Annotated in this window: 12 protein-coding genes and 1 riboswitch; of the genes, 5 read left to right on the plus strand and 7 right to left on the minus strand. The window is 64.8% G+C overall.

Translation table 11 applies throughout. The annotated features are described in order from the left end of the window. Positions 1 to 274: 274 nt before the first annotated feature. On the minus strand, positions 275 to 418 hold the full coding sequence (locus tag VH564_RS11360) for a hypothetical protein (RefSeq protein WP_423339927.1): 144 nt from the start codon (positions 416 to 418) through the stop codon (positions 275 to 277). A gap of 229 nt (positions 419 to 647) precedes the next feature. On the opposite strand from VH564_RS11360, the gene VH564_RS11365 reads away from it, so the two are divergent. Then, positions 648 to 2,102 carry a cobyric acid synthase gene (locus VH564_RS11365; RefSeq protein WP_423339928.1) on the plus strand — a complete coding sequence of 485 codons (1,455 nt, stop codon included), beginning with the start codon at positions 648 to 650 and terminating at the stop codon, positions 2,100 to 2,102. A 153-nt stretch (positions 2,103 to 2,255) separates the two neighbouring features. Here VH564_RS11365 and VH564_RS11370 read toward each other — a convergent pair whose 3' ends face one another. Further along, positions 2,256 to 3,194, minus strand: a complete 939-nt coding sequence (locus tag VH564_RS11370) for an aromatic alcohol reductase (protein WP_423339929.1) — start codon at positions 3,192 to 3,194, stop codon at positions 2,256 to 2,258. A 102-nt stretch (positions 3,195 to 3,296) separates the two neighbouring features. Between VH564_RS11370 and VH564_RS11375 the strand changes: the two genes are divergently transcribed. Continuing rightward, positions 3,297 to 3,722, plus strand: a complete 426-nt coding sequence (locus tag VH564_RS11375) for a winged helix-turn-helix transcriptional regulator (RefSeq protein ID WP_423339930.1) — start codon at positions 3,297 to 3,299, stop codon at positions 3,720 to 3,722. Positions 3,723 to 3,803: 81 nt separating this feature from the next. Here the strand turns inward: VH564_RS11375 and pbpC are convergent, their stop codons facing one another. The 5 genes from pbpC to VH564_RS11400 all read right to left on the minus strand — a co-directional run bounded on the left by pbpC (position 3,804) and on the right by VH564_RS11400 (position 16,283). Next, positions 3,804 to 5,888 carry a penicillin-binding protein 1C gene (gene pbpC, locus VH564_RS11380; protein ID WP_423339931.1) on the minus strand — a complete coding sequence of 695 codons (2,085 nt, stop codon included), beginning with the start codon at positions 5,886 to 5,888 and terminating at the stop codon, positions 3,804 to 3,806. Next, positions 5,888 to 11,350 (minus strand): MG2 domain-containing protein, encoded by a 5,463-nt coding sequence (locus VH564_RS11385; protein WP_423339932.1) that lies wholly within the window; start codon positions 11,348 to 11,350, stop codon positions 5,888 to 5,890. Before VH564_RS11385 ends, pbpC begins: the two co-directional genes overlap by 1 nt. A gap of 173 nt (positions 11,351 to 11,523) precedes the next feature. Then, complete coding sequence (locus VH564_RS11390) at positions 11,524 to 13,392, minus strand: glycoside hydrolase family 15 protein (RefSeq protein WP_423339933.1); 1,869 nt, start codon at positions 13,390 to 13,392, stop codon at positions 11,524 to 11,526. A gap of 136 nt (positions 13,393 to 13,528) precedes the next feature. Next, positions 13,529 to 14,383 carry an oxidoreductase gene (locus VH564_RS11395; protein WP_423339934.1) on the minus strand — a complete coding sequence of 285 codons (855 nt, stop codon included), beginning with the start codon at positions 14,381 to 14,383 and terminating at the stop codon, positions 13,529 to 13,531. Positions 14,384 to 14,492: 109 nt separating this feature from the next. Then, a complete protein-coding gene (locus VH564_RS11400) occupies positions 14,493 to 16,283 on the minus strand; it encodes a chloride channel protein (RefSeq protein WP_423339935.1) in 1,791 nt (596 codons plus the stop codon). A gap of 166 nt (positions 16,284 to 16,449) precedes the next feature. Beyond that, positions 16,450 to 16,841: riboswitch (cobalamin riboswitch) on the plus strand. Between the two features lie 151 nt (positions 16,842 to 16,992). On the opposite strand from VH564_RS11400, the gene cobU reads away from it, so the two are divergent. The 3 genes from cobU to cobN all read left to right on the plus strand — a co-directional run bounded on the left by cobU (position 16,993) and on the right by cobN (position 22,873). Next, complete coding sequence (gene cobU / locus VH564_RS11405) at positions 16,993 to 17,517, plus strand: bifunctional adenosylcobinamide kinase/adenosylcobinamide-phosphate guanylyltransferase (RefSeq protein ID WP_423339936.1); 525 nt, start codon at positions 16,993 to 16,995, stop codon at positions 17,515 to 17,517. A 3-nt stretch (positions 17,518 to 17,520) separates the two neighbouring features. Then, positions 17,521 to 18,567, plus strand: a complete 1,047-nt coding sequence (cobW, locus tag VH564_RS11410; protein WP_423339937.1) for a cobalamin biosynthesis protein CobW — start codon at positions 17,521 to 17,523, stop codon at positions 18,565 to 18,567. A gap of 238 nt (positions 18,568 to 18,805) precedes the next feature. Beyond that, entirely contained in the window at positions 18,806 to 22,873 is a 4,068-nt protein-coding gene (gene cobN, locus VH564_RS11415) for a cobaltochelatase subunit CobN (RefSeq protein WP_423339938.1), read from the plus strand. Positions 22,874 to 22,886 lie beyond the last annotated feature (13 nt).

Below are 22,886 nucleotides of genomic sequence, written 5' to 3' on the forward strand. Positions count from 1 at the left end.
AATTAAGGTCTCGATAACCGTCCGGTAACGATGTGCAGCTATTGATTGGGACGCGGCGGGGGACACCGCTGTTTCTCCGGATCAGGTTTTGCGTCCCGGAGAAAGCCTGTCTCGCGGCTCTGCCGAAGATATCGGGTAGACTAAAAATCGCGCCGTGCTCGAGTTTCGCCGGCGCGATTTTTTTGTCTTCAGCTATTCCGGACGTCCACCTAATCATCGAAAAAAGCCGCCTCGACGAGACGGCTTCGTGGTTCGTGCCGATCGGTCTTGGTCCTTAGCCAGCCTTGCCGGTGCGTACAACGCCCACTGTGCCGCTGCGCACGTCGAGTTCCTGGGCGCGGTTTTCAGACTTCTGCGACGGGACCTTGCCACCCCAGGCGATCTGGATCGAATTCTTGTTGTTGAAGATGAAAAGCATTCCGGTATCCTCCGCGCCGGATCGCCCGGCCTTGTCTATGATGTGGCGTGCAGATAATCCCGTTTCCGACACGATACAATGGATGAAGTCGTCATTGATTGTCGCAAATAGACGACTGCATGAGAATTCGGATCCGGCGGATCGCCGACGTCGTATGTCCAGCGGCGATGATGGCAAAACTTCGACAAAATAAGGGCTTTCCGCCGGTGATGAACAAGGGTGCGATGCGATGACCAGGGCAATCATGCTGCAGGGAACCGGCTCCGATGTCGGAAAAACGGTATTGGTCGCAGGCCTCTGCCGGCTTGCCGCAAACAGAGGATTGAAGGTCCGCCCGTTCAAGCCGCAAAATATGTCGAACAACGCTGCGGTGGCGGACGACGGTGGCGAGATTGGTCGGGCGCAGTGGCTGCAGTCGCTGGCCGCCCGCGTGCCGTCCTCCGTGCACATGAACCCGGTGCTGCTGAAGCCGCAATCGGAGACGGGCAGCCAGATCATCGTCCAGGGCAAGGTCTGGGGACAGGCCAGGGGACGCGACTATCAGGCGCTGAAGCCGCGATTGCTGGCCTCCGTACTCGAGAGCTTCGCCATCGTCGGCGCGGATGCCGATCTTGTTATCGTTGAAGGGGCGGGGTCACCTGCCGAAATCAATCTGCGCCCCGGCGATATTGCAAACATGGGCTTTGCAACGAAAGCCGGTGTGCCCGTGGTTTTGGTCGGCGATATCGATCGAGGCGGTGTCATCGCTTCCCTGGTCGGGACGCATACCATTCTGTCCGACGAGGACAGGGGGATGATTGCGGGCTATATCATCAACAAGTTCCGCGGCGACGTGTCGCTGTTCGATGATGGGCTGACCGCCATCCACGGCTATACCGGCTGGCCATGCTTCGGCGTGGTGCCGTGGCTGAAGTCGGCGGGTCGGCTGCCGGCCGAGGATTCGGTGGTACTGGAGAGGCTGGCGCGCGGCGAGGCGGGCGCCCTGAAGATCGCTGTGCCGGTGCTGCCGAGGATTGCCAATTTCGATGACCTCGATCCGTTGCGGGCAGAATCGGATGTCGATCTGGTGTTCGTCCGGGCGGGCGAACGGTTGCCTTCAGATGCCGCTCTGGTGGTTCTGCCGGGGTCGAAATCGACGATCGGCGATCTTGAGGATTTTCGCCGGCAGGGCTGGGACCGCGACCTCATGGCCCATGTCCGCCGCGGCGGGCGCGTCATCGGTGTCTGCGGCGGCTACCAGATGCTTGGGCACATGATCCGCGATCCGCTCGGTCTCGAGGGCGAGGTGCTGGAGACCCCGGGCCTCGGCTTGCTCGATGTTGAAACCGTGATGGCGCCGGAGAAGACCCTGCGCAACAGCGCGGCCCGTTCGACGGAGTATGACGCGCCGCTCAGCGGCTACGAGATCCATCTCGGCACGACGACGGGCGTCGATTGCGCGCGGCCTTCGGTGACGATCGACGGTCGGCCGGATGGGGCCATCTCGGGCGACGGGCGGATCATGGGGACCTATCTGCACGGCCTGTTCGGCAGCGACGCCTACCGCGCCCGGCTGCTGCAGAGTTTTGGCCTCGCGGGCGAGCGTCTCGACTATCGGCAGAGCGTCGAAACGGCATTGGACGAGGTGGCCGAGGAACTGGCGAGCGTGCTTGACAAGGACTGGCTGAGCCGGCTGTTGGGATAGGGCGTGCTTTGCGCCGTCGCGCGAGAATAGCAGCCAGCGCGCCTATGCGCGTCAGATCGATAGCCGAGCCGAGCCGTCGCTCACGAGATTTCATTGCGCAAGCCACGGCGAAAGCTTGGCGAGGTCACTCAACCTCGCCGGGCGGGATCCGTCTCACGAGCGAAGATTTTCGCTGATCCATTGTTCGGCCGTCGTGACATGGATGCCATTTCGCTTGTTGAAGCTATTGTGCTTTGGCCATGCCACGCCCTTGCCTTCGGCAAAGACCGCACGGTATTTCACGATGTGATTGTTCGGGTCCTTTGCAAGTTCAGACTTGAGATGTGGGACCGTCCACACTGCCTTTGCAAACGGGCGCCCAAGAACTTTCTGGAGCGTGTCGGCAACTTCGCCGTAGGTCAGGGTGTCGCCAGCAAGGTAGACAATTTCATTGCGGATCGCCGGCTGGGCAAAGACCACTTCGGCGGTCAAGGCACCGATATCATCAGGCGTCGTCAATGTGACTTCCGTATCCAGGCTACCCAGCGCGTTGACCACATTCTTTTCGAGATCGACGACCTCGAAGATCGGTTCGAAAAGAAAGCTCGTAAACATTCCCGTCGAGATCACCACCCAGTCGGTCTTGTCTTGGGCACGCAGGAGGTCACGCACATCGATTTGCGCGTCGAACAGGTCCTGAGGGCTGCCTCGACCGATCACGTCAAAATCAACGCCGAACTGCCATGGGAAATAGCGCTTGAGTTTGGCTTCCAGCGCGGCTTTGGCAAGTTTCATGGGCGTGTCTCGGCCCGCTGAAAAGCCTGCGCAGCCGATGACAGTATCGAAGGGGGCGAAGATTGCCGCCAATTCGCTTATGGAAGCGGCAAGGATGTCGCCGGTAACGATCTTGATGCCGAGGTCGCGGATTTCGGCGACGTCACGTTGTTTTGCCGAATCGGTCGATTCAACAGCGGACGCCCGCAAGAGAACGCTGACGGTCGTATCCTGATAATGCTTGGCTTTGCGCGCCAGATTGCGCAGAACCGGCATACCGAGTTCTCCAGCACCAATGACCAGAATCGTCTGTGAATTTGCTGGTTGAGAAGAGTTCATCTTGGAAATCCTTTCTAGTCTCATCATTCCTATGAACGGTTAACTGGCATATCTCAGACGGGGTCGTAAGAAGGTACACGCGTGATACCGGAAGGCAGGAAGATGACCAGAGACGAAATCCTCAGCTACTCCCAAGCCGTATGCGATGGTCTTCGCGAGGACGAGGACGGGGTAAGACGCGAAGTCCTGACCCATGCAGGGAACAGGTGGTCCCTAGGCGTCATCCACACCCTGGGCGTCTATGGCAGACTGCGCCATGCGGATATCGGACGTAGAATGCATGGGGTTACCCAGAGGATGCTGACACGCACTCTCCGCCAGCTTGAGAGAGATGGGCTGGTCACACGCCATGATCTCGTGGAGATGCCGCCGCGCGTGGAATACGAGCTTACCGAACTGGGGATGGGGCTGCTGATCCGCATGATTCCGCTTTGGACATGGGTCGTTGAGAACTCAGATCAGTTTCGCAACTCGCGTGACGAATACGATGCACGACCGCATGAGAAGCCTTGGTGGCAATCGTTTTGATGGGCGCGAAAACGATCTCGGGCAGGTGCGTCACGCCCTGCAACGATCGGCGGCTAAGGCAAACCATGCAGCAGCATGCCGCTACTGCAGGAAGACGCCGACCGTGGCGGCGCGGCCGGCCGCATCGATGACAGTCAGGGTCGAGTAGCCGTCACTGTCCGGCATCCACTGGCTGACGCGGTTGCGGGCAACAGCGGCAAGCGGCTTGCCGTTGGCGAGCCAGCGGAAGGGGGCGCGGCCGCCCTGCAGCTTCAGCACCAGCGGCATCATCCGGCCGTCGCCGGTCTCGCCGAGTTCGACATGGGCGCCCTCGGGCGGATAGACGATCTGCGGCGCCGGTTCGCGGGTGGTGGCGGCCATCAGGCCGCTGGCATCCATGGAGAAGCGGCGCTGGCTGATCGGCAGCTGTGCCTGGGCGATACGCACCGCACCGATCGGCGCCTGGGGCAGGGGGGTGATGGCGACGCCCGACTTGGCGAAGGCCTGGAACAGGATGGGGGCCGCCGAGACATAGCCGGTGAGGCCCGGCACGGCGCCATTGTCCGGCCGGCCGACCCAGACGCCGAGCACATAGCGGCCGTCATAGCCGACCGACCAGGCATCGCGGTAGCCGTAGCTGGTGCCGGTCTTGTAGGCGATGCCGTGCTGGGCGCTGCCGGCAGGCGCGATGATGCCGGAGAGAACGTCGGCGACGTTCCAGGCGGCGACGGGCTCCAGCAGCGGCTGGCTGTCGAGCACCTCCGGCTTGTCGACGATGCCGTCGCCGAGCTTGACGGGATTCGATCGGTTTGCAAGACCGGCATAGAGCTGGACAAGGTCCTTCAGCGTGATGCCGAGGCCGCCGAGGCCGATCGCCAGGCCCGGCGTCTCGTTGGCCGGCAGCACCGGTCGGACATTGGCGCGGCGGAAGCGCACCAGCAGCCGTGTCGGGCCGACCGCGTCGAGCACCCGCACCGCCGGCACGTTGAGCGACAGCTGCAGGGCCTGGCGCACCGTCACGTCGCCCTGGTAGCTGGTGTCGAAGTTCTTCGGCCGATAGCCGAAGAAATCGGCCGGCCGGTCCTCGATGATCGTCTCCTGCGACAGCAGGCCCTGTTCGAAGGCCAGACCATAGATGAACGGTTTCAGCGTCGATCCCGGCGAGCGGTTCATCCGCGTCATGTCGATCCAGCCGGAGCGGCTGGAATCGAAATAATTGGCCGAGCCGACCTCGCCGAGGATCTCGCCGGTGCGGCTGTCGGCCATGACCATGGCCAGCGAGACCTTAGGGTCGAGCCGGGCGGCGGATTCGCGGGCGACTGCCTCGAGCCCTTGCTGGACGCTGCGTTTCAGCGTCGTATGGTGCTCTGCGACCCCGGGCTCCCGGCGCCGCGCCGCCTCGGCGAGATGGGCCGCATAGGCCGGCAGTTGCAGCCGGCGGGCGGGCACGGGGCTCGCCTCGGCCCGCTCGGCCTCGCTCTCGCCGACGATCTCGGCCACGGCCATGCGGGTGAGCACCCGCTGCCTTGCCGCCTCCGCGGCTTTCAGATGACGGTCGGGCCGGCGTCGTTCCGGCAGCTGCGGCAGCGCCACCAGCAGCGCCGACTGCGCCACCGTCAGCCGCCGCGGCTCCTTGCCGAAATAGGCAAGGCTGGCCGCCCTTATGCCTTCGAGATTGCCGCCATAGGGCGCGTGGGTGAGATAGAGGTCGAGGATCTCGGCCTTGCTTAGCCGTCGCTCGATCTGGATGGCGCGGGCCAGCTGCAGGAATTTCGCGCCAAAGGTCCGCTCGGGGCGTGGCTCGATCAGCCGCGCCACCTGCATCGACAGGGTCGAGGCGCCGGAGACGATGCGGCCGTGGCTGACGAACTGCACCACCGCGCGCGCCATCGCCATGATGTCGATGCCGTGATGGTCGTAGAAGCGGCGGTCCTCATAGGCGACCAGCATGCGCAGGAATTGCGGATCGACATCGGCGGCCGTGGTCTTCAGCCGCCAGCGCCCCTCCGGTGTGGCGAAGGCGCGCAGCAGCTGGCCGTCGGCGTCGAGCACCTCGGCGGAGGTCACCAACGCCTTTGCCAGCGGTGGCGGATAGGCCCTGTCGGCGGCATCCAGGGCAAAGCCCGTTGCTACCGCCAGGAGCAGCGCCGCCGATGAGCCGATGCCGAGAGTGCGCCAGAACCGCATTATTGTGCCGCCTCGACCTCCATGCGGCCCGTCGCGGTGCGGGCGAAGAACTGCGGCCGGTACATGTCCTCGACGTTGGCGCCGGGCATGTCGTAGACGCCCGGCGTCACGGCGCGCACCACATAGGCAAGCGTGATCGCACCGGTCTCGTCGGTGCCCTGATCGACCGCGGCGGCAAAGCGATCGTTGCGGAATTCGACATGGGCCGGGTTGGTCTCCGGCAGGAAGTCGAAGTTCGACAGCTGGGCGCTGTTGACCAGGCCGGGATTGTCGATCTCGAAGCCGGCCGGCAGGAGGTCGGTGATCATCATCTTGGTCGGCCAGTTGTTGAGGCTGTTGACGGTGAGGACCACCACATAGCGCTCGTTCTGCTTGACCTGGCTGATATTCGCCTCCTCGCCGCCGAAGGTGTAGAAGGCCCGGCTGATGGTGAAGCCCTGGCTGCTGGCATCGAGCGGCTGCTTGGGCGCTGCAACCGTCGTCACGGTGGCGGAGACCGGCTGGGCCGTCTGGTTGGTGACGGTGATCGGGTGGTCGAGCAGCTGATCGCCGGTCACCCGGGCGCTGTAGGCGCCGGTGTGGGACGCGCCGTCGATGCCAAGCTTCAGGTCTTCGTCGCCGGTCTGCAGGGCCCGGGCGGCGAGCAGCATCCAGGTCTGCTCCTGGGTGCTGGTGTAGCTCTTCTTCTGCCATTCCTTGACCACCAGCTTGGTGAGTTCCGGAACGATCGGCGGGACCGGGCGGGCTTCGGTGGCAAGCGCCAGCACGGCAGCGCCGTCACGCAGCGTCGAGCCGTAGTCGGAGCGCACGAGGCTGACCTTGGTGACGGCATCCTTTTCGGCCATCTGCATGGCAGCGAGGAAGGTGTTGCGCGAACGCTGGGCGTCGCCGTAGAGCGCCAGGGCGCCGGCCAGCTGGGCCTTGGCAAGCGGCGTCGAGAAGCTCGGCAGCATGGTGTCGGCGTAATAGCGCAGGTCGCTGATCGCCGCCTTGCGATTGCGGGCGAGCACATAGAGGCCGTAGGCGATCTGGTTGCCGTTGTCCTTGACGTTGGCATCGATGCCGATCGAGTTCTGCAGGTTGTCGAGCGCCTGCACCATGGCTGCATCCGGCACGTCGAACTTCTGCTCGCGGGCCCGGGTCAGGAAATCGGTGACATAGGAGTCGAGCCAGAGGTCGCCGGAGCCTGGCGACCAGAGGCCGAAGCTGCCGGTCGAGCTCTGGTTGGCGAGCACCTTGTAGATGGCATCCTGGACGCGTTTGCGGACGTCCGGATCGTCGGCTATCCCGGATTTCTTCGCCAGCTCGCCGAAGTAAAGCAGCGGCATGGCAAGGCTGGTCAGCTGTTCGGTGCAGCCATAGGGGTAGCGGTCGAGGCTCATCAGCAGTGCCGGGATGTCGAAGCCCTGAGCGCGGGCGATGCTGAGGCTGACGGCTGCGCCGGGCAGCAGGCTGTCGGCCAGCAGCGCGTCGTTCACCGTCAGGCTTGCGCCGGCGGCGATGGTCAGCGGCCGGGCCTCGGTTACGGGCATGGAGGAGGGCCGGACCGGAATGTCGAGGGATTGCTCCAGCGACAGTCCGTTCGGCCCGGAGAGCTTCACCGAGATCACGCCGGCACCCGGCTGCGCACCGCTCAGCGGCAGCGAAAGGGCCACCTTGCCACCTGCCGCGAGCTTCACGGTCTGCGCGGCATCCTTCATGGCGATGCTGACGGCCGGGTTGCTGGTGACCTGCAGCTGGTAGTCGCCGGCGGGCGCATCGGTGTTGGCGATGTCGAGGCGCAGGCGGCTGGTGTCGGCAGGGGCGAGGAAGCGCGGCAGGCTGGCGGTGACGACGATCGGATCGCGGATGATGACGTCGGTGCTGGCATGGCCGACGCCGTGCTTCGACCAGGCGACCGCCATGATCCGGGCGGTGCCGTTGAACTGCGGAATGTCGAAGCTGACGCTGGCCTTGCCGTCGGCATCGAGCTTGACCGGTCCGGCAAAGAAGGCGACCAGCTTTTCGGTCGGCGGGCTGCCCTGCAGCGCCACGGCGGCACCATCGCCACCGGTGCGGATATTGCCCATGGCGCCGAGCGAGCCGTCGATCAGTCGGCCGTAGAGGTCGCGGATTTCAAGACCGAGCTGGCGTTGGCCGAAATACCAGCCATCGGGGTCGGGAACCTCGTAGCGGGTCAGATTGAGAATGCCGACGTCGACGGCGGCAACCGTGACATAGGCTTCCTCGCCAATGCCGGCGCCAGCGACCTCGACCGGAATGACCAAGGGCTGGCGTGGCAGGGTGCGGTCGGGCGGTGTCAGCTTGACCGACAACTTGCGGTTGGCCGGATCGACCTTCAGCCATTTGACGCCGATGGCGCGCATCGGCATGTGGCTGTCCTGGGCGTCGCCGGGACGGAACAGGGTGGTGGTGACATAGGCACCGGCGCCAAAGGCATCGGTGACCGGAATGTCGATCTCGCCGCCGCCGGCCGCGATGCTGGCGGTCTGGGTGGAGACGAGGTTTTCGGTGCCGATGGTAACCAGCACCTCGCCGGCAAAGCGCGGCGAGACCTTCAGCTTGGCGGTGTCGCCGACGGCATAGCTCTCCTTGTCGAGACCGACCTCAAGCGCATCCGGCGTTTCGGTCGACGAGGCGGCGACGTACCAGCCGGCACTGAACTCGATGCTCGAGGCAGGGCCATCGACCGCCGCCGTTTCGATCTCGAGCCGGTAGCGGCCGTAGGTCACCGGAGCGGCGATCTCGGCGCCATCGGTGGCGGTGGCGGCGATCGTGCCGTTGCCGACCAGCTTGGTGGAGCTGACCGGCTCGTATTTCCAGCTCGAGCCCTCGCGGTACCACTGGTAGGTCTGCTCGATGGCGAGGAGCTTCCAGTTGAGGCCGGTCATGGCCTGCTTCTTGGCTTCCTTGTCAATGGCGATGACGTGGAACTTGGCAGTGGAATTCTCACCGAGGTTGCCGTCAAATTCGGGCTTGATGCCGATCATGGGTCCCTGCGCCTTGACCGGCAGCGTCAGCGACCTCTCGACCGCGCGTCCGCCAGCTTCCTGCATGCGGACGGTGACGTTGGCATTCAGCAGCTGCGTCGTCGACGGCAGGGTGGCAAGCGAGACGTCGAAGGTTTCGTGACCCGCTTCGTCAAGCGGGGCAAGCCCGTCGAGCGGCACGCGGGTGTCCTCGCTCGCCTGCTCGTCGGCCAGGCCGAACAGATAGCCCTTGTAGTCCGCGCTCTGGCGCGTCGTTTTCAGCGACACGTCGCCTTCGATCGTCAGACCGGCGGCGGGTGCGCCGAAGAGATAGCGGCCGTCGACGGTGACCGATGCCGGCGTGTCGAGGTCGATCGTCTTTGCCTCGCTCTTCAAGTCGAATTCGATCCGGTCTGGAACGAAGTCGTCGACGAGGAACTGCTTCTCGCCGATCGCCGTGCCCTTTGGGTCGGTGAAGACCTGCATGGTCCAGGTGCCGCGCATGGCGTTCGAAAGCAGCGGCAGATCGATCGTGTAGCCGCCGAGCACGCCGCCATTGCTGACGATGCGCCGGTCCTCGACGCCGTCGGGCCGGTTGAAGATAAAGGTCAACGGCAGGGTCTCGACGGCTGCCGAGGCGCTGTCGCGGGCCAGCACAGAGGCATGCACGGTTTCGCCGGCGCGGTAGATGCCGCGTTCGGTCCAGGCGAGAATGTCGATTGCACCCGGCGTCTTGCGGCCGGTGACGCCGCGATCCGACAGGTCGAAGCCGGCGCGGGTCATGTCGAGTAAGACATAGTCCTTGTCGCCATCCCTGGCGGTGATCACGGCCGGCGTCATCGCCGCCGTGCCGCGCATCAGGCCGGCTGAAAACTTCGCCTGGCCGTTGGCGTCGGTCTTGGCGGTGCCGAGGATTTCGTTGTTCTTGGCAAGCAGCTGCAGCTCGATGCCGGCCAGCGGCTTGGCGCTGGCGAGCGAGCGGGTGAAGACGGTGAGGCCATCGGTGCCGGCATAGGTGGAAATGCCGATGTCCGAGACGACGAACCATTGCGTCGCCTGGGCATCCCATTCCTGGCCGCCGCTGTTCAGCACGGTAGCGGTCATGACGTAGATGCCGGGCTTGCGCTGCGGCAAGGCCTGGTCGACGGGGAAGCTGGTGATGACATCCTTGTTGAGATCGGTCTTGATGTCGATCGTGCCCTGCCAGACGAGTTCGCCGGCTTCGTTCTGCAGCCGCTGGGCGCTGTAGCTGTCGATCTGCGTCAGGAACTGCGAGCTGGTGAGCAGTGGCGCGATGCCGCGATCGCCGATGCGGTAGAGCTTGAGGTTGGCGGAGGTGGAGTTGACCGAGACCAGCGGAATGCCGTGGCGGACGGTCTGCGGCAGGACGAAGTTGTCGCCGGTGAAATGCACCGACGGCGTGCGATCCTTGACATAGATCGAGACATCGACCGTTTTTTCGAGGTTTTCGTCGACGGAGGAGGGCAGGCCGGCGCGGAAGGACAGCTTGTAGCGCTGGCCATGGGCGAGACCCTCGACGCAGATCTGGTCGTCCTTGGCTTCGAGCGCCTTGGGGGCCGCGCCGTCGATGGTGACGAAGGGCGCATAGTCGGTGCCGCTCTTGACCAGCTTCTCCGAGAACTGGACGCAGGCCCGCGGCGTGGTGCTGTCATTGTCGATCGTGTTGGCGAGGATGCGGAAACCCTTGCGCGCCTTCAGGTCGGCATAGGCGGCTGCCACCAGCTTGGAATTGACGAGGTCCAGGCTTGCCTTGTAGGCGCTGAGGGCTGCGCGGTTTTCGTCGGCATTGGTAAGCGATGCGGCGAGCACCGAAAGTGCGTCGGCGCGACTTTCCTTGGTGCGGGTCAGCTGGTAGCCATTCAGGGCGGCGATGGCGGCCTGGCCGGCGATCTCGGCGTTATCTTTGATGCCGTTGGCGGTGCGTGCCGTCTCGATCCAGAGGTCGGCGTCATCGGGCGTGATGGCCAGAGCGCCGAGAAGCGCCTTCACCGCTTCTGCCGGGCTCTTGGCCGACTGCTCGACATGGGCAAGTGCGATCAGGCTCTGGACGCCCTGGGTCTTCTGGTCGTCGGTAAGGGCAAGGTTTGCCTTGGCCTGGGCGGCGTCGTCGCGCAGCTTGTCACTGACAAAGGGCAGGGCGGGCGCCGCTCCGATGTCGGGCTGGCCGTTGGCTTCGACAATGCGACCGGCGATGGCGCCGGGGAAACTGTTGAGCTGGTTGAAATCGGATTTCAGGAAGCACCACTTCACCTTGGGATTATAGGTGAAGGCGCGGCATGAATGGTCGGCGATGCAGGTCGCCTCGCACTGGGCGATGGACTGGTTCTGGACGGTTCTGAGGTCGAAGCCGAAATAATCGCCATCCGGCGTCGTCTCCACCTGGCGACCGCCGTCCGCGGCAGGAGCCGGCAGGACGGACAGAAAAGAACCGAACAATAGAGCTGCAAGCCCAAAAATCGTGCGCCGTGACATTGCCATCCCCCCAGCATTCAACCGCCGAGGGCACTTTTGGAACTTATCAGCGAATTGTCAATCGCGCAGGTGAAACCGCCCGAAAATGACTTTGGATGAAGGTGCAGGACGTTAATTTTTGATTAGAATCAAACCATTCCGTCAGAAAACTGACATATGGCGCAATAGCGGGCCTATGCCCGCCATTGGCCGAAATGCCCATCGAGCGCCCGGTCGAGATAGAAGGCGGCGCTGATCAGGGCGAGGTGGGTGAAGGCCTGCGGAAAATTGCCGAGGAACTCGCCGCGCGTGTCGAACTCCTCTGGATAGAGCTGCAGGTGGTTGCCGTAAAGCAGCAGCTTTTCGAAGTTGATGCGCGCTTCTTCAATACGCCCGGCCCGGGCCAAGCATTCCACATACCAGAAGGAGCAGGCGGCAAACGAGCCCTCCTTGCCCTCGAGCCCGTCGTCCTGCCGATAGCGCATCACGAGGCTGTCATCCGCCAGCTGGGCGCCGATCGCGTCGAGCGTGGCCAACCAGGCCGGGTCGGTGGCGCTGACGAAGCGCACCAGCGGCATCATCAGCAGCGCCCCGTCGACATTGGTGCCGCCCTTGCTCTGGACGAAGTGCCCTTTCTCGTCATTCCAGAAATTGGCCCAGATGTCCTCGCTGATGTCGTTGCGGGCGGTGACCCATTGGGCGAATGGGGCGGCCAGCGAGCGCTTCTGCGCCAGCCGGATGGCGCGATCGACGGCCACCCAGCACATCAGTCTCGAGTGTAGATGCTCCGACGGCTCGTTGCGCACCTCCCAGATGCCGGCGTCCGGCATCTGCCAGTTCTCGCAGACATAGTTGATGGTGCGCTGGACGCCGCGCCAGCCCCGGTGCGAGATCGCCTCGCCGTATTTGTTGCTGATGTAGACCGAATCCATCAGCTCGCCGTAGATGTCGAGCTGGATCTGGCCGGCTGCCTTGTTGCCGATGCGGATCGGCCGGGCGCCGCCGTAGCCGGCAAGATGGTCGAGTTCGGTCTCCTCGAATTCCGGACTGCCGTCGATCCGGTACATGATCTGCAACTGCCCGTCCCAGTCTTCCTGGGTACGGGCGCCCGTCCAGCGGTTGAAGGCCATCGCCTCCTCCTGGTAGCCGAGCCGCATCAGCGCGTAGACGGTGAACGAGGCGTCGCGGATCCAGGTGGCGCGATAATCCCAGTTGCGTTCGCCGCCGGCTGCTTCCGGCAATCCGAAGGTGGCGGCGGCGACAATCGAGCCGTGCTTCAAGGAGGTCATCAGTTTCAGCGCCAGCGCCGAACGGGTGACGGCATCGCGCCAGCGGCCGCGGTAGTTGGACCGCGCTGCCCAGCCCTGCCAGTAGCGGTTGGTCTCGAGGATGACCTGCGTCACCTGTTCGGCCTGCATCAGCACGCCGTCGTCGTCGCCGAAGGTAAAATCGGCCTGTTCGCCCGCCTTGAGGACGATATCGGCCATGACGCCGCCATCGATTGCGGTCAGGGCACAGGCGGCGGTCAATCGCAGGCGTACCCCGTCCGGCCCGGTGAAGACGGCACCGTGTTCGTCGAGGGTCACCTCTGGGACGTTGCGGGCATAGTCGAAGCGCGGCCAGCACTTCAGCCGGATGGTGACGGTGCCGCGAGTGACCGCCACGCGGCGGACTATGCGGCAGACGCATTCGCTCTTGTCCGTCGGGCTCGGCATCAGATCGGTGATCTCGGCGCTGCCGTCATCGCCAAGCCAGCGCGTCAGGAGAACATTGGTTTCCGGGATGTACATCTGGATGGCGCGTGCGCCGCCGATGTCAGGCGCCAGCTCGAAGGCACCGCCCTTGTCCGGGTCAAGCAGCGCCAGGAAAATGCTCGGGCTGTCGAAGTTCGGCCAGCACAGGAAGTCGATGGTGCCGTCGCGGGCGACCAGCGCCGTGGTGCGCAGGTTGCCGATCGTGCCGTGATCGGCGATCGGCCTTGGAATGGCGGTCAGCAATCCGTCCGGCCGGGGTTGCTTCTCGCGCTGGGCGGCGTCTATCGTGGCGGCCCCTGGATCGGTCATGCTGCAGTCCTTCACTCGCGCCGGCCGACGCGCGGCGGTGCCATTGCATTCTGGCCGGGGCAATGCCACCGGCGCCACGGGTCGTGGCGGCGGCCGCGCAAGGACGGCCGCCGGACAGTCATTCGTGCTGTTCGGATTACTGCTCGGATTCGGGGAAGTCGGCGCCGAGCGAGGTGTCGCGCCACTGTTCGATTTCGGCGAGGCTGTCGGACAGCCTTTTCGATACGGCGTCGACGCCGAAGCTGCCGAGCACCAGGTGGCGCGGCGGGTGCTCCAGCTCCGTCACCATGATCATCGCCTGGGCCGCGCGAACCGGATCGCCCTTCTGCTTGCCGCTGTTGCCGGTCGTCGCCTTCAGGCGGGCGCCGACCGTCTCGTCGTAGTCTGCAATCGTGCTTGCGGTCTGCTGCAGCGAGCGGCCGGCCCAGTCGGTGCGGAACGGACCCGGCTCGATGCAGGTGACCTTGATGCCGAGCGGGCGGCCTTCCGTGGCCAACGCGTCGGAGAAGCCCTCGACGGCGTGCTTGCTGGCGGCATAGTAGCCGGAGCCCGGGAAGCCGACGAGGCCGGCAACCGAGGTGATATTGATGATGTGGCCGCGACGGCGCTTGCGCATGCCCGGCAGCACAGCGCGGGTCATGGCGAAGAGGCCGAAGACATTGGCATCGAACTGGGCGCGGATGGCGTCGTCGTCGCCTTCTTCGATCGAGGCCTGGTAGCCGTAACCGGCATTGTTGACCAGCACGTCGATCTGGCCGAACTTTTCTTCGGCAGCCTTGGTGGCGGCAACGATCTGCGCCCTGTCGGTGACGTCGAGGTCCAGCGCCAGCGCCGTGCCCTCGTGGCCTTCGACGAGATCGGCGACCCGGGCCTTGTCGCGGGCGGTGACGACGGCGCGCCAGCCGCGTTCGAGCACGAGCTTGGCGAGTTCGCGGCCGAAGCCGGTCGAGCAGCCGGTGATGAACCAGACGGGAGTGGATGTATCGGACATGTTTGCTTCCAGGCGGTTGGCCGGAAACCGCCTGGGGGCGATCCCGGACGGGACATGGACGGGAGTTAGGGCTTGGCCCGGGCGGGTCAATGCCGCCCCGGATCACGCTTTAGAGTTCGCCGGACTCCTCGCGACGGCGGCGGTCGAGCTCTTCAGAATAACGTTTCAACGTGTGGGCTTCGCTGAGCTGCCCCACGACCTTGCGCTCGATCAGGTTGTTGACGACGGCCAGCGCTTCGCTCTCCGTTTTGTCGAAGATCGCGGCGGCCTGCTTGGCATTCATCTGCGGCTGCAGGAAATCGTTCTTGTAGCGGATGAACTCGTCCAGCCCGCGGTCGCCGTCGTCCTTGTCGACCGGGCTCGCATAGATTTCCGGCACCAGCACCATGCCAGCATATTTCTCCGCCTCGTCGAGCAGCACGACCCGTTGCGTCGAGCCGATCGGGAAATCGTGGCGGAAGTCGGCGATGCTGATGTTGACGTTGGCGCTGCGCACATCGGGTCGCATCATGCGCGCGACGGTCAGGTTGCGGATCCAGCCGACATCGTGGGCGCTGCGGATGCTCTCGCCGCGCAGGTGAAAGCGCCAGGTGGCAAAGGAGTAGCCGAAGGTGGTGCGCACCACCAGCGACGAGGTTATGACGGCGGCAAGCACCAGCGCGGTGATTGGAAAGTCACCTGTTATCTCCAAAGCCAGAAACGTCATCGTCAGCGGGCCGCCGATGACGGCGACGGCGAGCGAACTCATGCCGACCACGGCATAGATAATTGGCGTCAGGGTCGCGTGGTCGAAATAGGGTGCGGAATAGGCGAAGATCTTGCCGAGTAGTGCGCCCATGAACAGCGAGGCGAAGAACAGGCCGCCGCGGAAGCCGGAACCGATCGAAACCGCCGATGCCAGCGCTTTCAGCAGCAATATGCCCATGAGGGCAGGTATTGCGACATCGCGGCCGAGATTGAGATGCAGCGCTCCATGACCGGCCGACAGAACCTGGGGCGAGACCAGCGCCAGCAGTCCGATCACGATGCCGCCGAGGGCCGGACGGACGTATTGCGGGATGGCACTCTTGCGCGCCAGCTCCTCGATGAAGGAGACGCCCTGCATGAGAATGATACCGCAGCCGGCGCAAACGGCACCGAGCAGCAGGGCCGGAATGTAGTCGGCCGGCACGACGCTGCCGAAATCGCCGATGTCGATCATCACGTCGTTGCCGGCCAGAAGCCGGGCGACCAGGGTCGCGACAAGGGCCGAGACGACGACCGGCGTCAGGGTGACGATGGTGTAGCTGCCGATGATCAGCTCAAAGGCGTAGAAGGCGCCGGTCAGCGGCGCGCTGAAGGCGGCGGCAATGGCTCCGGCCGCGCCGCAGCCGACCAGCGTGCGAAGGTCGCCGCGGCGCAGCTGCAGTTTCAACCCGAGCTTCGAGGCTATGCCCGCCGCGATCTGCGTATAGCCGGCTTCGAGCCCCACCGACGCGCCAAAGCCGTTGGAAATAAGGTTCTGGATCGACACCAGGATACTGTCGGTCAGCGACAGCCGGCCGCCATGCAGGGCATTGGCTTCGATCGGGTCGATCATCGGCTTCTTGCGGGTCTTCGACAGAATGAACAGCATGAGCCCGAGCAGCACGCCGCCGGCAATCGGGGCCAGCAACAGCAGCAGCTTGTTGTCGATGACCGCGCTGCTCAGCCGGCCATCGTCGCCCACACCGTAGATCAGCATGTGCATCTGGCGGGAGATCAGGCTCATTGCGGTGACGGCCAGACCCGAGGTGATGCCGACGAAGGCTCCGGCAATCACCAGGCCGACTTCGCTCTGTCGCAGGATCGCTCGCATCCGTCCGGCGTCGAACAGTGTTCTGAGCGTGCCGAAGCGGGGTGAATGAAATCGTTGAAGCATGGCGATACGCATGAAAGAGGACGGGTTGCTGATCTCGGACGTCTTTACACCGGCAATTGCGACGAAAAGACCGACGCCGGGAAGGATTCCTGCGTCGTACGGGCATATATGTGGCAGAAACCAAAATCGTCGATCAGTTGACTTGGATAAGGCGACGTCCTAATCCTTGTCTTTCATAACGGAAGGTTCCTGCGCCGCGACAGCGGTATGGGATCAAAAGGGAATGTGACCGGGCGGACCCATCCAGGGCGCTCTTATCACAGCCGACCCCGCGACTGTAGAACGGTCAGGGTCTTTCGTCCGGTGTTCGGGCGCGACGGGGGATGTCCTGCAATGGTGCGGGCGGCCCTTTCGCCGAAGACAGCGGAAAAGCCACTGGCGTGGCAGCATGATCTACCGGGGTGGGACGCCTCCTTAGCTACGAATCGTCCGCCTTTTCATGTTGATCTGCCGGGAAGGCGAGAAAGATCCGTGGCCTCCGACCGGGACGATGCAAGTCGTTCCGGTCGGAGCGCCGCAACCGTGAGCCAGGAGACCTGCCATCCGTGCCGGGCGAAAAGCCCAACCCGGGGACGTCGTCCCGATGCCAGCACGGAGGTTGTCATGGCTGAACAGTTGTTTTCGCGCGTCCATTCGACGCGTTCCATCGATCCGACCGGCTGCCTGTTCGCAGCCTCGCGCACAACCGCGTGAGGATCGGATAAGCCTGATGACATCCCCATCCCATGGCACCGCCTTCGTGATCGGCGGCGCGCGTTCCGGAAAATCAACCTTTGCCGAATCCCTCGTCACCGGCTCCGGCCTCGATCGTCATTACATCGCCACCGGCCGCGCCTGGGATGCGGAGATGACGGATCGTATCCAGAAGCATCGCGCCGATCGCGGCGAGGGCTGGACGACCCACGAGGAACCGCTCGATCTGGTCGGCACGCTCGAAGCTGTCGACGCGCCCGGCCGCGCCATCCTGGTCGATTGCCTGACGCTCTGGGTCACCAACCTGATGATGGAGGAGCGCGACATGGCTGCCGCCTTCGCGTCCCTCACCCAATTCCTGCCCAGCGCCCGGGCGCGCCTGGTCTTCGTCTCCAACGAGGTCGGCCTCGGCATCGTGCCGGAAAACCGCATGGCGCGCGATTTCCGCGACCACGCCGGCCGTCTCCACCAAATGATCGCAGCCGCTGCCACCGACGTCTATTTCGTCGCCGCCGGGCTGCCGCTGAAAATGAAAGGCTGAACCATGCAACAGAAAATCCCCGCCACGGTCATCACCGGCTTCCTCGGCGCCGGCAAGACCACCATCATCCGCAACCTGCTGCAGAATGCCGGCGGCAAGCGCATCGCGCTCATCATCAACGAGTTCGGCGATCTCGGCGTCGATGGCGACGTGCTCAAGGATTGTGGTGCCGAGAACTGCTCGGCCGACGACATCATCGAGCTCACCAACGGCTGCATCTGCTGCACCGTCGCCGACGATTTCATCCCGACCATGACCCAGCTGCTCGCCCGCTCGCCGCGCCCGGACCACATCGTCATCGAGACCTCGGGGCTGGCATTGCCGCAGCCGCTGGTCGCCGCCTTCAACTGGCCTGACATCCGCACCCAGGTGACCGTCGACGGCGTGATCACCGTCGTCGACAGCGTGGCCGTCGCTGCCGGCCGGTTTGCCGACGACCACGACGCGGTCAACGCGGCGCGGGCCGAGGATGCCTCGCTCGACCACGACAACCCGATCGAGGAGCTGTTCGAGGACCAGCTGACCTGCGCCGACCTGATCGTGCTTAACAAGACCGACCTGCTCGATGCCGCCGGCATTGCCGCCGTCAGGGCGGAAGTCCTGTCGCGGACCGAGCGCAAGCCGGCGATGATCGAGGCGCGCAACGGTGAGGTCTCGGCCACCGTGCTGCTCGGTCTCGGCATCGGCACCGAGGACGATGTCGGCAACCGCCTTTCCCATCACGAGATCGAACATGCCGACGGGACGCCGCATGACCATGACGAGTTCGACAGTTTCATCCTCGACCTCGGACCGATCGCCGAGCCGGTCACCTTCATCGAGCGGCTGAAGGCGGTGATCGGCCGCCACGACGTGTTGCGGCTCAAGGGCTTCGTCGATGTGCCGGGCAAGCCGATGCGTCTGCAATTGCAGGCGGTGGACAGCCGCGTCGACCATTATTTCGACCGCGCCTGGGCGCCGGGCGAGGTGCGGGCCACCCGGCTGGTGGTGATCGGGCTGCACGACATGGACCATGCGGCTGTGCGCGGCGCCATCGAGGCGCTGGTCTGATGGTGCTGCGTCGCGGCTTACCCCCCTCTGTCACCTGCGGTGACATCTCCCCCACAAGGGGGGAGATCGGGAGGCTGCGGCTGATACTTTCTCGTCCAAATGAGCCTATTGCAGGCGGTGGTCTTCGTGTGAGCAGAGAGGCCGCCCCAGCCAATCTCCCCCCTTGTGGGGGAGATGTCACCGGAGGTGACAGAGGGGGGTGCCGCCCCACCCGAAATACCATCCAGGGAGATACCGCATGCATCTCCTCCTAGCCCAGAAAGGCTCGATATCCGACGGCGACGAGGCGATCGATCTCGGCCAGACGCCGGGCGACATCCTTTTTTTGTCGGCGGCCGATACCGAGCTTGCCGCCATCGCTGCCGCCCATGGTCAGCAGCAGGGGCCGCATTCGCTGCGGCTGGCGAGCCTCATCAGCATGAAACATCCGATGTCGGTCGACACCTATGTCGAGCGCACCGCCCGCCACGCCAAGATGATCATCGTCCGGGCGCTCGGCGGCGCCAGCTACTTTCAATATGCGCTGGAAGCGCTGCATGCCGTGGCATCGCGGCAGGGGGCATTGATCGCTGTCATCCCCGGCGATTCCAAGCCCGATCCCGGCGTCATGCCGTTTTCCAACATCGCTCTCGACGATCTGAATGCGCTGTGGTCCTACCTGATCGAGGGTGGCGACGACAATGCGCGGGCGTTTCTGGCCTATGCCTCGGCGATGCTCTCCGGAGCCGAAAAGCCTGAGCCGGCGAGCCCGCTTGCCAAGGCCGGCATCTGGTGGCCGGGGCAGGGTGTTGTTGATGTCGATGCGTGGAGGCTTGCGTCTGCGGTTGGGGCGTTACCCCCCTCTGTCGGCCGGGCCGACATCTCCCCCACAAGGGGGGAGAACAACGGAGGGCAACGGCCGATCGTCGCCATCAGCTTTTACAGGGCCCTCGTCCAGAGCGGCGAGACGCGGCCGGTCGAGGCGATGATCGCGGCGCTGGTGGAGGCCGGGGCGCGGCCGCTGCCGGTGTTTGCCTATAGCCTCAAGGACCCGGCGTCCAAGTCGATCATCGGCGAAATTTTCGGCACTGCGCCGCCCGATGTCGTGATCAACACCACGGGCTTTGCCATCTCGGCCCCCGGCGCCGACCGGAAGCCGACGGTGCTCGAGGCTAGCGATGCCGTCGTGCTGCAGGCGATCTTCTCCGCCTCGTCGCATGACGCCTGGTCGGCCTCGGCGCAGGGCCTGTCGGCCCGCGATCTCGGCATGAACGTGGCGCTGCCCGAGGTCGATGGCCGCGTGTTGTCGCGCGCCGTGTCGTTCAAATCGGCGGCGCGCTATGACGAGCGGGTCGAGGCCAACATCGTCGGCAGCGAGCCCTCCGCCAACCGCATGCGCTACACGGCGGCACTGGCCGCCAACTGGGCGCGGCTCCGCCGCACGCCGGCGACTGGCCGCCGCGTCGCGCTGGTCATGGCCAACTATCCGAACCGCGATGGCCGGCTCGGCAACGGCGTCGGGCTCGACACGCCCGCCGGCACCGTGGAAGTGATGCGGGCGATGGCGGCGAACGGCTATCCCGTCGCCGACATACCCGCGGACGGCGATGCGCTGATCACCCATCTGATGGAGGGGCCGACCAATTCCGGCCGCGACGGCAAGCTGGTGCGCGAAACGCTTTCGCTGAGTCGCTACAAGGACTTCTTCGCCTCTCTTCCGGTTCAGATTCAGGATGAAGTCACGGCCCGCTGGGGACAGCCGGAGGACGATACCTATGTGGTGGACGGCGCCTTCGCGCTCTCCTTTGCGCGCTTCGGCGAGATGCTGGTCGGCATCCAGCCGGCGCGGGGCTACAACATCGATCCGAAGGAAAGCTACCATTCGCCCGATCTCGTGCCGCCGCACGGTTATCTCGCTTTCTACGCGTTCATGCGCCAGGAATTCGGTGCCCATGCCGTCATTCACATGGGCAAGCACGGCAATCTCGAATGGCTGCCGGGCAAGGCGCTGGCGCTGTCGGAGACCTGCTATCCCGAAGCCATTCTCGGGCCGCTGCCGCATCTCTATCCCTTCATCGTCAACGATCCCGGCGAGGGAACGCAGGCCAAGCGCCGCACCGCCGCCGTCATCATCGACCATCTGACGCCGCCGCTGACGCGCGCCGAAAGCTACGGGCCGCTGAAGGATCTCGAGGCGCTGGTCGACGAATATTACGAGGCATCGGGCGTCGATCCGCGCCGCATTCTCTTGCTGCGCAAGCAGATCCTCGACCTCGTCACCGATATCGGTCTCGACCAGGATGCCGGCATCGCCAAGGGCGAGAGTGAGGACAGCGCGCTGCAGAAGCTCGATGCCTATCTCTGCGACCTGAAGGAGATGCAGATCCGCGACGGGCTGCACGTGTTTGGCGTGTCGCCGGAGGGAAGGCTGCTGACCGACCTGACGGTGGCGCTGGCCCGTGTGCCGCGCGGCCTCGGCGAGGGCGGTGATCGGAGCTTGCAGCGGGCGATTGCGGCCGATGCGGGGTTGTCGGGTGCCTCTGCGGGGGGGGCTTCGGGGGTTGTCGCCGCAACATCGGAGTTCGCGGCCTCACCCCCCTCTGTCAGCTTCGCTGACATCTCCCCCACAAGGGGGGAGATTGGTGTGCCGCGCCATGGTCACAACAACGCAACTGCGGAGCTTGCTGCAACTCTTGGAGCCCTTGAGGCGGTAGCCGCCGCCCCATCGATCTCCCCCCTTGTGGGGGAGATGTCCGACAGGACAGAGGGGGGTAACCCTCCGCAAGCTCAGACTTTCGACCCGCTCGACTGCGCCATGGCCGACGCCTGGGCAGGCCCGCGCCCCAAAATTCTCGCCGATGTATTCGGCGACCCCTGGCGCACCAACGGCGATACCGTGGAGCGCATCGAATTGCTGGCCGCCCGTTTCGTCGACGGCACCAGCCTCTGCCCGCCGGATTGGTCGCAGACGCAGGCCGTGCTTGCCGAAATCGAGGTCCGCCTCAAACCTTCCATCCAGGCCTGCGGACCGGCCGAGATCGACGGGTTGCTGGCCGGTCTCGCCGGCCGCTTCGTGCCGCCGGGACCCTCGGGCGCGCCGACGCGCGGCCGGCCGGACGTGCTGCCGACGGGCCGCAATTTCTATTCCGTCGACAGCCGCGCGGTGCCGACGCCGGCCGCCTATCAGCTGGGCAAGGCCTCGGCCGAACTGCTGGTGCGCCGCTATGTCCAGGATCACGGCGAATGGCCGGTCTCGATCGGTCTCACCGCCTGGGGCACGTCGAACATGCGCACCGGCGGCGACGATATTGCCCAGGCGATGGCGCTGATCGGCGTCAAGCCGCTGTGGGACATGGCCTCGCGCCGCGTCACCGGTTACGAGATCGTACCGCCGGCCATGCTCGGTCGCCCGAGGGTCGATGTGACGCTCCGGATTTCCGGCTTCTTCCGCGACGCCTTTCCCGAGCAGATCGCGCTCTTCGACAAGGCGATCCGGGCCGTTGGCTCGCTCGATGAGGATGCCGAGGACAACCCGATTGCGGCGCGGATGCGCGGAGAAACAGCACGCCTGATGGACGCAGGGCTGGATGCTGCGGGAGCGGCAAAACGGGCCGGCTACCGCGTCTTCGGCTCGAAGCCGGGTGCCTATGGCGCCGGTCTGCAGGCGCTGATCGACGAAAAGGGCTGGGAGAAGCGCGCCGATCTGGCCGAGGCCTATTTGGTCTGGGGCAGCTATGCCTATGGCGCCGGCGAGGAGGGCAAGGCCGAGCGCGGCGTCTTCGAGGAGCGGCTGGCCTCGATCCAGGCCGTCGTCCAGAACCAGGACAATCGCGAGCACGACCTGCTCGACAGCGACGACTATTACCAGTTCGAAGGCGGCATGGCCGCGGCTGCCGAGCATCTGGGCGGCAGCCGTCCGCCGATCTACCACAACGACCACTCGCGGCCGGAAAAGCCTGTCATCCGCTCGCTGGAAGAGGAGATCGGCCGGGTGGTGCGTGGCCGCGTCGTCAATCCGAAATGGATCTCCGGAGTCATGCGCCACGGCTACAAGGGCGCCGCCGAAATCGCCGCGACGGTCGATTTCCTGTTCGCCTTTTCGGCCACCACCGGGGCGGTGCGCGATCACCACTTCGAGGCGGTCTACCAGGCCTTCGTCGCCGATTTCAGGGTCGCCGACTTCATGACGGAGAAGAACCCCGCTGCCTTCGCCGAGATGAAGGAGAGACTGCTGGAAGCGATCGACCGGCAGCTCTGGACACCGCGCAGCAACTCCGCGCGGTTCGAGCTGATGGAAGCGGGCGCATTGAAGATGGATGCGTATTGATGTACATATTCCT

The sequence above is a fragment of the Rhizobium sp. HT1-10 genome (genome assembly GCF_049472505.1).
In the GTDB taxonomy this organism is placed as follows: Bacteria; Pseudomonadota; Alphaproteobacteria; order Rhizobiales; family Rhizobiaceae; genus Rhizobium.